Origin of the sequence: Shewanella sp. AC34-MNA-CIBAN-0136, assembly GCF_040309945.1 — a bacterium.
Lineage (GTDB): Bacteria > Pseudomonadota > Gammaproteobacteria > Enterobacterales > Shewanellaceae > Shewanella.
Window position 1 is genome coordinate 1 of sequence record NZ_JBEOPJ010000007.1, and the last position, 14377, is coordinate 14377.

Sequence of the window (14377 nt, forward strand, 5' to 3'; positions counted from 1 at the left end):
ACACCCGTAGCTCAGCTGGTTAGAGCACTACCTTGACATGGTAGGGGTCGGTGGTTCGAGTCCACTCGGGTGTACCACTCTTTTCAAAGAGTCTAAACATTGGAATTGTAATAAAAGTAAACAATACACCCGTAGCTCAGCTGGTTAGAGCACTACCTTGACATGGTAGGGGTCGGTGGTTCGAGTCCACTCGGGTGTACCAATTCTCTTATACAAGAGAATACGGCCAGCGAAAGCTGGTTTTTTTGTGTCTAAAATTAATAGTTAATATTCACAAGCTAATAAACCCATAGCTCAGCTGGTTAGAGCACTACCCTCTCTTAGTTAACGGCGGCGGTAGGGGTCGGTATTCATGTGGTAAAGCGAAGTCCACTCGGGTGTACCATTTCTTGCAGTAACTCCTCGTTTTAAAAACCTTTTTTTATTACCAAATTCTCTACGTAAAAATTTATCTGCGCCAAATCGCATTAACCTCGTGCCAAGCAGTTATTTTTCGTGTCTAGAAGTCTTACAAATTAATTCATTTCAAATTTAGCCTATAAGATAGTTAAAACTCAAAAAAATAGGCAAAAAACACCAAAATGACGTTTTGTGTCCATTTCGTGCCAAACATGTTGGCACAAGTGATTTTTGAACCTGAAATGAATGACAACTACAACTTCCATTACTGGCACGATGAATAATTTACAGTCACACAAGCCAGTTGACGTACTTTCAATCAACACCTGATGTACACCAAGTAGATAAATGTACTTTTTCAAAATGGCTTGTTCTTTTCAACCACAGCTCTGATCCGCCAACTCAGGGCAAGCGACTTAACTCTACTATTTGGTTAATTTGAACACCTGCAGTTTTCTATTTAGATTGTGAAATTTAGTGCCGTAGCAAATGGTAACCGTATTAGTCACCATTCTTTTACCGCAATTATTCGCAGCAAGTCCGCAGGCAAAGGCAAAGGCAAAACAGAAGGGAACGCTTAGAGAATAGTGATCAAATATTTTTGCGACCCAAGGTACATTTACCCCTCCAATTACCAGTAACAGCCCAGTAACCAATGACACAGTCATACTGTCACGCCATAGGAGTAATGCTTTGTGGGCATCTTTTATTAGTGGGTCATTTTGTAATGGTTGATAGATATGTTGATACCATACTTGATTTTGCTGCTCTGCAGATGCATCTGAGATTAGGGAATATTAATATTCGAACGTAAAACCAAATTGAGTCAGTTTTTCATAAACATGCACATCAAATCGATACAATGACGCTGCTCTGTGGGCAACATTACGTTGCTTCTCATTACAGTCAATTAATAAATTCATCTTTAATATTTTTCGGCGAAAATTGGGTTTGTCTAATGTCACACCGAGAATAGATTCATATAAATCTTGTAGTTGTAATAAGGTAAATTTTTCAGGTAACAAACTAAAACCGATCGGTTCATGTCTGACTTTGTATTTTAAGTGATTAAGGCAACTGGCCAAAATATTATCATGGTCAAACATCAGTTTAGGGACTTGTCTTACATCAAACCATTCACATTCTATGGCATTTGGACCATGCGATAAATTGGTTTCGTCAAAGCGGACCAACGAATAAAACGCAATGGTAATAATTCGTCTGGCTGGGTAACGGTCAACATCACCGAAGGCACCTAGTTGGTCTAAATATAAGTTTTCGACCCCGGCTGTGTTTTTTACAACTCGCGATGCCGCAGTCTCGAGGTTTTCGTCACTGCGAACCCAGTGACCGACTAAGCCCCATTTATTGGTTGCTAGGCCTTTATTGTATTTAATCAATAAGACTTTAAGTTTGCTGTCATGAAGGGTAAAAATAAGATTATCAACGGTTAAGTTACTAATACAATCAGCAGGGATGGTTTCTTCATCAATAACTTCGTTTATAAAATTCACAGGTAAGATCCAATTTAATATAGCGAGCTTGGTTGTACATACACACTCTGGAGATTGCCGTTGAACAACTGTGTAGTAGTAAAAAAGTCATATTCAACAGACGTTGATAATCACTTTACTCACCAAAAACATAATTGTAAATGCATGAAACAAAATCAATTTCTACTGCACATCACCAATGCACAATATTACAACAATACTTATCATCGTTGTGGCTTAGATGCGTTTTATCAACGATCACCACAAATTAACCTGCTTAAATTATTGATTGTATTTGTATTTTCCGTAAACAAACACTTCATCATCCGTAGAATAGGTCATTGCTAGACAATTGATTTACTCGACTCTCTTTGAATAATTTCAAATTCGAGAATATGACGCAACTGACTGTTTTTAGTCCTGAAAAGTCTTTGTTTTTATTTGAGGTAAATAAGCTGACAGCTAACGTTGCCATTTCATCAATAGGCTGTCTTACCGTGGTAATGTTTGGCCACACGACCGTTGCGAGGGTTGTATCATCAAAGCCAACAACCGATAAATCATTTGGCACATTAATCCCCTGGCTTTGTGCAATAGACATCACCGCAGCAGCCATATCATCGTTAGCTGCAAAAATAGCACTGGGTTTATCGTGACGAAAAAGTTATATCTTTTAATTTCAAATAACACTAATCGATTTCTAGATTTGAACAAATTCACATAATCAATAACACATAATCAATGACACATACGATGATGACACATACGATGATGACGTGTGGATGATTTGTTAATGTTAGCCTCATCTCTCATGATGAAAAGACGGTGTCATGCTGATGCTAGCGCTTTAGAAGTACTTGAAATAAGGACAATTGGAGGCTTATTCAGTTTTCGCAAACAAGGCTGGCCAGTACTGAATTGGGGATATGTTTTGCATTAAGACTTTTAGTCTCGGTTACTGGCTCCGATGATGTGGTGATAGTCGACAGTGTTCCGTGATTGGCTAAGTTATTTAACGAAAATTAATTGCCGAGGGCGCTAAACGTTGCAAAGTTAACTATTTTGATATTTTTGCATGCTTAGAAGTGTTTATGTTGATATCGCTAAACAACTCACTATTTACCGATTTATGTCCTTACTGGATAAGCCAATCCGACTAGACATCGGATTGGCAATTAGCGCTAGAACGGAGCGTCGATGTCAACAATGGCGATAAGTTTGTGGTTAACAAACTCCTTGATGCCGAGACCGACTAGCTCGCGGCCGTAACCTGAACGTTTAACACCACCGAATGGTAAATCCGCCTTAGCCATTGTCGGGTGATTGACGAAGACCATACCTGTGGATATTCGTTTCGCCACTTCTGCACCATGGATTGGGTTGGCAGTAAATACCGAACCGCCCAGACCGAACGGTGAATCATTGGCTATATGGACCGCGTCATCTTCATCTTTGGCGCGAAACATCATAGAAACAGGACCGAAGAATTCCCAATAACGTGCGGGGTTGTCTTCTGCAATGTCAGTCAAAATGGTCGGCTGAACAAAATTGCCTGAATCAGGGACAATTGGCCCAACCTCAGTTGCGGTAGCCCCGTAAGAAATCGCCTGGCGAATCTTATCCTTGATTTCATCGGCTGCCGCCCTAGATGAAAGTGGCGCTAGCGTTGTGCTTGGCTCGAACGGATCACCCGCTTTGAGATTCGCAGTACCACCAATATATCCTTCAAGGAACCGATCATACACCTCATCCACAATGATCATTCGTTTTGATGACACACAGACCTGACCACCATTCCAATGTCGTCCTAGAACCGCCCAGTTAATTGTTTTCTGCATATCTGCATCGGCTAGAACAACTAATGCATCAGCACCGCCAAGTTCAAGAGTCGATTTCTTTAATGCCTTGCCTGCCTGGGCCGCAACGACTGCACCGGCCCTTTCCGACCCTGTTAATGCTACGCCCTGAACGCGCGGATCGTTAATGATCGTTTCTATCTGCGACCTTGTAGCGTATAGATTTTTGAACACACCTTGAGGTAAACCAGCATCGAGCATTAATTTTTCGAATGCAGCCGCGGCCTGCGGAACGTTAGACGCATGCTTGAGCAACAGTGTATTACCAGCAGATATTTGTGGTGCAGCGATACGAACCACCTGATAGAAAGGAAAGTTCCATGGTTCAATCGCCAATAATACACCCAGCGGCTCACACAAAATTTCCGCATCAGCGTCGGCAACCGGTAGCTTTTGTGGAGCCAGCAATTTCTGTGCATTATTTGCATAGTAGTCGAAGATATCTGCTGACAACGCTATTTCTGCTTTGGCTTCGGATATAAGTTTACCCATCTCAATGGTGAGCAGATTGGCATAATAATCAACGTCACGACGTAATAATTCGGCGGCGGCGTGCATTATGCGCGCACGCTCAGTAAACCCAGTATTTTTCCAAAGTAAAAAAGCATCATGCGCATTTTCAATTGCTTGCTTTACTTCTGAGTCGCTTGCATCTGGGAACGTTACCAGAAGATCACCAGTGTAAGGATTGCGTGTTTCATATGTCATAATATTTACCTTTTTTGGGTAATGTACCAACAGGAGACGAGTATTTAACAACCGGCCCCCCGGTGTTGTTTTGCAAAAGCTATCGCCCGAGGGCGAAGTCAGAACCATCAAAATGGTAAAATATTGACCTGTTACTTTTGACCAACATGGATTGTACGTTTGCCGAAGTTTTCGCCATTAAGAAGGCCTATAAATGCATGAGGAGCATTTTCGAGCCCTGTGATAATCTCTTCTCGGTATTTAATCTTGCCGCTTTTAACCCAACCAGTCATCTCGGCGGCGAAGTCGGGATACAGATGGCCAAAGTCATCAAAAATAATAAAACCTTGCAGCTTAATTTTCTTACGCAGGATCTGACCCATCAGCCAGTTCATTCTATCTGGCCCTTCTGGCAATTCGGTTGCGTTATATTGTGACACCAGCCCGCAAAGTGGGATCCGAGCGTTCGGATTTAATAGCGGGATGACGGCATCAAGGACCTTACCACCGACACTTTCAAAATAGACATCGATGCCGTTTGAGTTCACCTTGGCAAGTTGGTCTGCAAAGTCAGCAACCTTATGGTCGATGCACGCGTCAAAGCCTAACTCGTCTACTGCATAGGCACATTTTTCCGCGCCGCCTGCAATTCCAACCACACGACAGCCCAGCAGCTTGCCGATTTGGCCAACAGTGGCCCCGACCGGGCCAGTCGCAGCTGCCACAACAATGGTCTCGCCAGCTTTAGGGACACCAATATGCTTCAGGCCAGCCCAGGCAGTAAACCCAGGCATGCCTAAAATACCCAGCGCCCATGAAAGATGGGTCGAAGACTTACCGAGGTTAGTGAGCCCGGTGCCATCGGACACAGCATAGTCTTGCCAACCATTAAAACTAAGCACGAAGTCGCCTGGAGCAAAGCCATCGATATTGGAATCAATAACTTGAGATACAGTACCGCCTATCATCACCGCGCCTATTTCGACAGGGTCTGCATAAGATGGTGCATCGCTCATCCGCCCGCGCATATAGGGGTCGAGCGAAAGGAATTCAGTCCGCAGTAGCATTTGTTTGTCGTTAGCAACAGGGATTGCGGTCTCAATCAAAGTTAACGTGTCTAGCGTAGGTTCGCCTTTAGGACGTTCTGCAAGAACCCATTGTCGATTAGTTGTGTTTGTTTGTGTCATATTCAATCTCCTTTAAAGTGACGCTTCAAGAATGCGACGGACATCAGTTGGGGTGATGTCTTTGTGTTCGCCAAGGGCTGTCATGCCATGTTCCTCCAAGGCGCGAACAATAAGTTCAATTTCTGCTGCGGCAATACCGTAGTCGCTCAATCGAGTCTTGATCCCTAATTGCTCGAAAAACGCACGCGTGGCGTCTATTGCAGCGTCAATTCGCACAGCATCTGTGCCTTCGGTGATGCCCCAGACATTACTAGCATATTGGAGTAATTTTTCGTGCTTGTGGCCACGCTGATCATTCAATAGTGACGGTAACACGACAGCAAGAGTACGGGCGTGGTCTGTATCATTGAGCGCAGTAATCTCATGTCCGATCATGTGAGAAGCCCAATCTTGTGGCACTCCGGCACCGATTAAGCCATTCAAAGCCAGTGTGGCTGTCCACATCAGACTTGCACGAATGTCATAATCTTCTGGTGTCTTTAGCGCTTTAGGGCCAAGCTCAATAATGGTGCGTAGCAGAGACTCGGCAAAACCATCCTGCACGTGTGCGCCACTGGGGTAAGTTAGATACTGCTCGATAATATGGACAAAGGCATCTGCAGCGCCATTGGCAATCTGACGCGCAGGCAGCGTATAGGTAAGTTCAGGATCGAGGACCGAAAAAATTGGGTAGCAATGCGGACTTCTAAAAGGAAGCTTGGCTATCTTCTCCGGGTTGGTTATCACCCCACCATTGTTCATTTCAGATCCTGTTGCAGGCAATGTTAGCACCGTTCCGAACGGCATCGCCGCGGTCACTTTTGCCGTGCCGGCAGTAAGGATCTCCCAGGGGTCACCAGCATAAAGCGCCGCCATCGCGATAAATTTAGTCGCATCAATGACAGATCCGCCACCCACGGCTAGCAAAAAGGTGATGTTGTTATCAGCAATTACTTTGACGGCATTAAGGGTCGTTGCATAACGAGGATTTGGTTCTATGCCACCAAACTCGACCAATGTGCGACCAGTAAGTGCTGTTCTCACTTGCCCTAATACACCGGTTCGTTCCGCGCTACCACCGCCATAGATAATCAATACTTTTGCATCTACTGGAATATGATCGTTAAGGTCTTCGATTCGGCCTTTACCAAAGAGAATTTTTGTCGGGTTGTGAAAGTCAAAGTTGTTCATATTCTATGTTTCCTTCTGTTTCAATGTGAAGGCGTACGTTTATGCTGACATACGTCGATTTTTCTGTGTCTAGTATTCGAATATAGGCAGACCTGATGAACACATATACTGCGACAACTTGTAACTGCGGCGATAAAAAAGAGACTTAACAGCATCGCCAATATCGCTATTTTGCCGTTCATGGCAATTGCCTAGATGGAATAAAATGCGTTGATCATATTCACTTGCTTGATATCTACATTGTTATTCTTTACTAAATGGTCAACTATAATTAAATGAGTAAACCACCTAAAGTAACCACTTGAATATGTCAATACGATATTTAAATATAAAACTCGTTATTATCTCTGATTTAAGACATTTATATTTAGATATAATATTAAAATATATTTTCAGCATGACGCTAACCATATTAAAACCAGATGATTAAAAAAAGATGATTAAAATCACTGTTAGTGCGGTGCTTTAAATAAACCAAATTATATTTTACTGTTTAGTTACACTAACATACCAATGTTAGCCTTTCCAATTAGACCAATAAATCTTAATAATTGTAAACAGTTCAGACTAAAATGATGTAATTGAGTACATCCTTTTAACAATACTAACGATTGGGATTAAGTTTTGTTTAAGTATAAAAATGATGATAGGGACTAACAATAATCAGCGTATGTTATTAGCCACATAAGATTAACTTAATAACAATTCTGAAATTTATAAATAGTTAGATAAATAGTTAGATAAATAGATAAATAGATAAATAGATAAGCATCTACGTTTTTAAATAAATCCTAACGCGCGTGACAATCAACAGTTTCAATACTGCTTATTTCATCATCCATACAGAAATGTGGGCAACCCAACACGCGGCCATGTTTCTCGATAGCTTCAATTAGTGTTTGTTGTATATCGTCAAGGTAGGCTTTAAGTCGTTCTAAAGGTGGCCTGGTTAGCGAAAAAGGTGTTCATTTTCGGCTTTTTTATCTCCAATCCGTCGAGGATGGCCTCAGTAACATGTTCTGATTTAGATTTGAAAAAATAGTAGCAGCCCTTCTTGACGCCGGCTCGCTCACATATAGCATCAATAGTGAGAGTGCCATAGCTGCTCTGCCACATTAAATCTAATATTGCTTGTAGCAAACGTTCTTTGCCATCACTTTTGGCCCATTTCCAGTACCTATCAATACGTTGACATTATTGACGTTAACATTATTGACGTTGACGTTGACATTATTGAAATTGACTATTATCTATTCGTCTCGATACGCTAATTGGGGCTAACTAATTTAACTTAATCATCAGAAACCAAAAACAATATAGTAGCCCCTATTATCCCGGCTAATAATGAACCGAAAAGGATACCCAGCTTAGCTTGTTCGATTAAAGCGGGCTGCCCCTCAAATGCTAAGGCTGATATAAACAATGACATTGTAAAGCCTACACCCGCTAAAAATCCGATACCTATGATATGAGGAAATGTCACCCCATTAGGTAACCTTACCGCACCCACTTTTAACCCTAACCAAGCAAAAAGGCTAATACCAATGCCTTTCCCCAACACCAATGCGAGTATTATTGCTAGTGTGACCACAGTATCTTTAAATTCAGGAATCATTGTGGGTAACATTACACCTGCGTTCAAAAAAGCAAACAAAGGTAAAATAATAAGGCTAACGGGTTTGTCTAGCGTATAGCCCCAACGTAATATCGGCGCTGTACTTTGCTTGGCAATATCTTCGGCCTTTACAGCAAGTGCGTGTTGTTTTTCATTCTCAAGGATAGGAGTGTCTACACTGTCTACGTCCTTAAATTCTTGAATGACATTTTGCATTTTACGACGAAACCAAACTTTATTGGTATAAGGACGCGTCGGTACCATCATTGCAGCTAAAAGACCGGCCGTGGTTGCATGTACGCCTGATTGAAGAATAAACCACCAAAGAAAAAAACCGCCCATTAAATAGAAAATAGGTTTTCTTATGCCCAGAATGTTGATAAAAAATAACACTAATAACGTCAGAGCAGCCCACAATAATGACAGAACTTCGATTTGTTCAGTATAAAATAATCCAATAACAGCAACGGCTCCCATGTCATCTACAATGGCTAAACCCGTAAGAATAATGTAAGCAGCCCGAGGTGCTTTAGCGCCTAACAGTGTTAAAATACCTATAGCAAATGCCGTGTCTGTGGCCATAGGAACACCCCAACCTTGATACGCATTGGACGAGTCACTAATCCAAATAATGCTTGAATATATCAGTGCTGGGAGCACCATGCCCCCTAATGCCATAACAATAACTAATGCAGCATCTTTTAAATCGCTAAGAGCGCCGACCAAACATTCATATTTTATTTCTAACCCTAAAATGAAAAAAAACAACACCATCAAGCCATCATTGATCCAATAATGTAAGGAATGACTTATTGACCAATCGCCAAGAGAAATAGTTAATTTAAGTGTACTGAGTGCTTCATAACTGTGTTGCCATCCTAAGTTAACCATAAGAATTGCGGCTATTGCCGAAACCAGTAACACGATTCCAGCTACGATCTGGCTATCGATGAATGACTCCACAGGTAATGAAAACTTAAGAAAACCACGCTCTAACGGAGCATGATCACGATTTTCTTCCTTTATTTCGTAACCCATAACTTGTCTCCATCACGTTATTGCATGATTTTTTAACCGAAGAATGTATCCAGAACCCTTTAAAATCAATACATTAAACATCGAGTAAATACGATACCATCTTTGCTAACAAAACGGCTTTATATCCTGTCAATCGCGCTGAAATTTAATGCTAACCTAGCATCACGTTTGCCAAACCAGCGGAGCTAAGCGATTAACATTGCTGATAAACTGTCAAGACACGCCTGAGAATATGACTGTAATCGGTTTAATCAACTGACTATGTATTCTGGTCTGTTTCGGTATATTTACCATCACTATGATTGCAAAATACACGGTTATATTGTTAGTGTGGTAACCCGCTATGACATAAATATCGAACAATTAACGGAGCGAAACTAATGGGATCTAACAATACTGATCAACATAAACACAGTATCGCGACTTTTGCAGCCTTGAAAACCGCCATTGCAAATGATGAAGAGCAGTTAGTAAAGGAATTATTGGCAGATGAACCGATGCAAGAGCTTGAGAAAAGCTACCTCCTTGACCTAGCCCATCTAAACAATAATCGTACTATCATAAAATTACTTGAAGATATTCCTGAAAAATAGCTAAACAAAGAAATATAGTGTGTTGATGTCCTCTCTATTTAGCTAGCCATTTTCCCTTAAGAGAATCGCCGCTTATAGCGGCGAATAAATACTTATCTAAGCGATACATAAAAACCATTGTTTACAAATGACTATATACTTTCCTCTTCTCTTTTTTCTATAGTAGCGCTTAATTTTTGATATATACCAAGTGCGACAATTAAGATAGCTGATACCATAATAAGTAAGGCTGGATAAAGCAAAAGGCTAAGGTCTTTCGTTCCTGCTTTAAATATAAAAACCAGTCCTTCAATGCTGACTGCTATAGTAATAATGACAATAATTTTTGTAATTGTTCGTCTTGCCTCTTTGGGATCTCGCAGCTCTTTGTCCTTAAAAACCTCTTCTTCCATCATATACTGTGCTACATCAATAATGGCTGCTGCAATAATGATAGCAGCGACAGATTGAAGCATTAATGGAATAAATCCAGAGTCATACTGTATGCCAGAAATGACCTCATAAATGGACCACAGCATAATTATCAAAGATAAGATGATAAGCACTACAGCTGCGAACAAATGAACTCCAGCGAAAATCTTATTAAACAGTTTTTTCATATTTTTTCCCTCTAAGAATTTATCAACCAACGTGGCCCATTCAGCTATTAATGTGTACACACATTTGAAGCGATGGTGTTCATCCAATATTGATACTTGCTTGTATCATTTAATGCATAAACTCATTAATGATTGGCCGCCATAATGTAGGGATACTATTAACTCGAGTTTCTATTATGTAGCATGCTTATTTGAATCTTGACGTCGCAGACTTAAATGCCGAACCAAGCGAATCCCAGGCGCTGTCAATACCGACTTTTATGTCTTCCCAAGCATCGTCACCGGCCTTTTTAAGCTCAGTAAGCTTTTTATTGGCAGTGTCCTTCATAGACTGAAGTTCCTCTATTTGTTTGTAGTATTCAAGCTGCTCATCAGCTGCGGCCGCATCAGCTTTTGCTTTAAGTTTGTCGATATCAGCGCTCCACTCGTCGAGCTGCGCTTGCAATTTCTTTTCGTATGCTTGTTTCTTACTCATAATGATTGTCCTTTTAAATACATTGGATACGCTATACATTTTAAGTGTTTCTAGTTTATTTGAATCACTGGGCCTCAGCATATTTGATTATTTACCGGCATAAATTTACCAGCCTAAATTTACGTTACCACGCAAGGCGGCATATTGCTCACTTCTGCCTCATTATTGCTTGTTCATGTAATATCGTTATGAAGATATGTTAATGGATCTATTTGCTACCTTTGCTCGTAAAAAAGCCTGCGATTAAAAAATTTAAGCTGTTATATGAGATACATGAGATACATGATGGTTATTTATCAAGGCAATTGAGCACTGCGCAGTATCGAAATACAGTAGCTAGAAACAAACTAACATGAATAAATCATACTAGAGGTATATTGGTTTGATTTATTTAGCATTAATATCAATGAATTATAACCATAAAGCTAATGAGTCATTTACAAGCAAAAACACACTCAGATGCAATAATTTATGGCCTAGATATCATATAATGCAAATTGACGAACAATATCCCAGATGTAGCGTTAATTGGTGAAGCAGCCAATTTTGATTGATAAGGTTGCACTAGTTAGTGTTAAGGACTTTTAATGCATTTTACTAAAGAGCGCTTAGACGCGCTTGAAAAACACACCCGTAGCCATTTAATCAATTCACTGTCAGGATTTAAAAGCGCTAATTTAATAGGTACACAAGATTTACAGGGCAACACTAATTTGTCGATTGTCAGTTCGGTTATTCACCTAGGTGCCAATCCGCCGCTGGTTGGTATGATAATCCGCCCTCACAGTGTGCCGCGTCATACCTTTGAAAATATTTTACAAACCGGCTTGTATACTATTAATCAAGTCAATCAATCTATTTATGAGCAAGCTCATCAAACATCTGCTCGTTATGATAAAGATGAATCAGAGTTTGAAGCGACGGGATTAACGCCTGAATACCTATCAGACTTTAGCGCGCCTTTTGTAAAAGAAAGCCGCCTAAAATATTCAGTTAAGCTAGTAGAGCATCAACATTTAGCTATCAATGGTACCGAGTTTGTTATTGGTGAAATAGTTGACGTTTATGTAGACGATGATGCGGTTCAAACTGATGGGTTTATAGATTTACACACTATTGATACGGTAGCGATTAGCGGGCTCGATTGTTACTACACAGGCAATAAACTGGCTCGTTTGCCTTATGCTAAAAAATAGCGGTGACATAATTTTATCGTGCTTAAGCTAATTTATAGTATGTGCGGCTGCATAAAATAGCCAGAATACGAGTCGTATTTGATAAATCCCATTTAACTAAATGGGATTTATCAATATCAACGTATTTTACTTTTTAGTTAAAAAGCGTTCTTTAACGGCTTCTGCCATTAAATTGGGTGGAATTAAGCCTTGCTCTAACACAAAGTTATTAAATGCCAAGCGATCAAACTTATCGCCTAGGGCTATTTCGACGTCAGCCCTGATCTCCAATAATCGTGATAAGCCATAAAAGTAACTGCCAGCCTGACCAGGCATTCTCATGGTGTATCGATCCACTTCTTGTTTCACTGCCGCTTCTGAAAATACCACGTCATTGCGTAACAATGCATAGGCGTTTTCTTTTGTTGTTAGACCTAGGTTCAACATCGGATCTAACATGGCGCGAGCATTACGTAATAGTCGATGCTGAAGCGCTATAAGCTGTGCTTCAATAGGAAGATATGGCAACATTTCAGCTTCGGCATACAGTGCCCAACCTTCAACGTTTACGCTGTTAAAAGCATAATAAACACGAGCGAGTGACACGCCCTGCTCCAACATGACCGCAAATTGTAATTCATGGCCAGGTCTGCCTTCATGAGCACTTAATGTATAAGCAACGGCATTAAAATTAAAGTCATCGTAAGCAGCATCCCCGGTTAATGCAGGGTTACCGGTTGTCAGTACAAATTGCCCTTGTTCACCCGTATTACCAATAAACGGTGGCGGTAACATATGAGGCGCTGGACTGCCCGCAGCCTCTGCTTCGCTGGCCAATCGCATAATCATGTCGCGCTCAGGTAAATTGACCACTTTTTTCTGAGTGATTAACGCTTCAAGTTTTTTATTAATGGCTCGATAATGATCTTCAATCTTATCGTTGTCTAAAGAGTCTTTTTTAAGTGCTTTTATCACATCGCGATAATCACTTGATGGCATATTAAACTTTTGCGCAACCAACGGCGCTAACGCCTGCATGTTGGCTTTGGTTATCATATAGCTTGCTTTCGCGCGTTCAATTAACAACTCAGGTTCGATATCAATGCCAACTGTTTTGAGTTTTAAAGCGTAAATTTCTGACGGTAAGCGGAAGTCATCTCGGCTAGTTGGAATAACGGTTTTTTCTGCCCACTGACGGTAATCTGCAATTTGCTGCTTTAGTAGCGACAGATTATCATCGGCTTTTATGAATTCATTTTTCTCAAACAACTGCTGCAAACCTTGCAATAAGGTATCGATTCTTGCCAGGGCTTGGTTTACTTCTTCTTTTGTTGGCCCCATTAATTTTTTGTTGGCTAATGCGGCTTCATACAAGGTTTTTGCTTGTTCAGTTAACGCAGGTTGACCCGTTTTACCGACATAACACGCTAAACGAGTATTAGCCGCTTGTTTACGTGTATCTGACATTTGATCATCTAATAATGCCGACACGCCTCTAAATATAATTAACGGCACGTCCACCCAAGGCAACATGTATTTGTCTTCTAATTTACCTGAGGCAATGGTCTGATCAATATTGTTGATAATAATGTTGAGGTCTTGACGAACCTGCAATGATTTTTCAGTATTAAGCGCTTGTAACAACGTCTTTTTACTGGTTTCAAGAGTACGAATATACTTATCTTGTTGTGCCTTAGTAATGCTGCTGCATTGACTATCGGTTTCAGTAATGCCAATTGAACTTGCCATTTCAGGTTGAAATTGACTCGTTACCTGAATTTGTTTGTTGGTGTATGCATTACTGACATCAACCCAGGATTCCGCTGATGATGTCAACGGAATAAGAGCAAGTAGTGGAATCACAGACGTGAGTATTTTGCCTGACATCGGCTTAGTCCTTTTTTTATTATGAAGTGATTACTATAACCGAATAAAGATCTAAAGTGATGAGCGCTGAATTAACTAATCTGTAACGAATAGTGATCAACAAATCAGGTTATAAAGTAGACCCTTTTAAAGTAATGATTAGAAAAACAGTCAGTGCATGAGTTACATCTGTATTGTTACTTCGCAGCCAATAAAAAACCGCA

At 40.6% G+C, this 14377-nt stretch carries 12 protein-coding genes and 2 tRNA genes; 4 read left to right on the forward strand and 10 right to left on the reverse strand.

Translation table 11 applies throughout. The features are described 5' to 3' along the window. Both AAEY94_RS08575 and AAEY94_RS08580 read left to right on the forward strand, forming a co-directional pair. Positions 1–77: transfer RNA gene (locus AAEY94_RS08575), tRNA-Val, on the forward strand. A gap of 48 nt (positions 78–125) precedes the next feature. After that, positions 126–202 (forward strand) — tRNA-Val (locus AAEY94_RS08580). Between the two features lie 994 nt (positions 203–1196). Here the strand turns inward: AAEY94_RS08580 and AAEY94_RS08585 are convergent. The 7 genes from AAEY94_RS08585 to nhaA all read right to left on the reverse strand — a co-directional run bounded on the left by AAEY94_RS08585 (position 1197) and on the right by nhaA (position 9445). Further along, a complete protein-coding gene (locus tag AAEY94_RS08585) occupies positions 1197–1913 on the reverse strand; it encodes an NUDIX hydrolase (protein ID WP_310734201.1) in 717 nt (238 codons plus the stop codon). A gap of 301 nt (positions 1914–2214) precedes the next feature. Next, entirely contained in the window at positions 2215–2493 is a 279-nt protein-coding gene (locus tag AAEY94_RS08590; protein ID WP_350978422.1) for a substrate-binding domain-containing protein, read from the reverse strand. Positions 2494–3073: 580 nt separating this feature from the next. Further along, positions 3074–4456 (reverse strand): NAD-dependent succinate-semialdehyde dehydrogenase, encoded by a 1383-nt coding sequence (locus tag AAEY94_RS08595; protein ID WP_182745088.1) that lies wholly within the window; start codon positions 4454–4456, stop codon positions 3074–3076. Positions 4457–4587: 131 nt separating this feature from the next. After that, positions 4588–5622, reverse strand: coding sequence for an NADPH-dependent curcumin/dihydrocurcumin reductase (curA, locus tag AAEY94_RS08600; RefSeq protein ID WP_350978425.1), 1035 nt, complete (start codon positions 5620–5622; stop codon positions 4588–4590). Between the two features lie 12 nt (positions 5623–5634). Further along, the gene (locus AAEY94_RS08605; protein ID WP_335692379.1) at positions 5635–6792 is read right to left on the reverse strand and encodes an iron-containing alcohol dehydrogenase; all 1158 of its coding nucleotides are present in this window, start codon (positions 6790–6792) and stop codon (positions 5635–5637) included. Positions 6793–7716: 924 nt separating this feature from the next. Next, complete coding sequence (locus AAEY94_RS08610; RefSeq protein WP_157822837.1) at positions 7717–7932, reverse strand: TetR/AcrR family transcriptional regulator; 216 nt, start codon at positions 7930–7932, stop codon at positions 7717–7719. 151 nt (positions 7933–8083) lie between these two features. Then, positions 8084–9445 carry a Na+/H+ antiporter NhaA gene (gene nhaA, locus AAEY94_RS08615; RefSeq protein WP_350978428.1) on the reverse strand — a complete coding sequence of 454 codons (1362 nt, stop codon included), beginning with the start codon at positions 9443–9445 and terminating at the stop codon, positions 8084–8086. Positions 9446–9825: 380 nt separating this feature from the next. Between nhaA and AAEY94_RS08620 the strand changes: the two genes are divergently transcribed. After that, the gene (locus tag AAEY94_RS08620; RefSeq protein WP_011637494.1) at positions 9826–10038 is read left to right on the forward strand and encodes a hypothetical protein; all 213 of its coding nucleotides are present in this window, start codon (positions 9826–9828) and stop codon (positions 10036–10038) included. A 131-nt stretch (positions 10039–10169) separates the two neighbouring features. Here AAEY94_RS08620 and AAEY94_RS08625 read toward each other — a convergent pair whose 3' ends face one another. Then, positions 10170–10637, reverse strand: coding sequence for a hypothetical protein (locus tag AAEY94_RS08625; protein WP_101088258.1), 468 nt, complete (start codon positions 10635–10637; stop codon positions 10170–10172). Positions 10638–10824: 187 nt separating this feature from the next. Then, positions 10825–11112 (reverse strand): sll1863 family stress response protein, encoded by a 288-nt coding sequence (locus AAEY94_RS08630; RefSeq protein WP_101088257.1) that lies wholly within the window; start codon positions 11110–11112, stop codon positions 10825–10827. A gap of 587 nt (positions 11113–11699) precedes the next feature. On the opposite strand from AAEY94_RS08630, the gene AAEY94_RS08635 reads away from it, so the two are divergent. Further along, on the forward strand, positions 11700–12308 hold the full coding sequence (locus tag AAEY94_RS08635; RefSeq protein ID WP_101088256.1) for a flavin reductase family protein: 609 nt from the start codon (positions 11700–11702) through the stop codon (positions 12306–12308). A gap of 126 nt (positions 12309–12434) precedes the next feature. Here the strand turns inward: AAEY94_RS08635 and AAEY94_RS08640 are convergent, their stop codons facing one another. Beyond that, the gene (locus tag AAEY94_RS08640; RefSeq protein ID WP_101088255.1) at positions 12435–14174 is read right to left on the reverse strand and encodes a DUF885 domain-containing protein; all 1740 of its coding nucleotides are present in this window, start codon (positions 14172–14174) and stop codon (positions 12435–12437) included. Positions 14175–14377 lie beyond the last annotated feature (203 nt).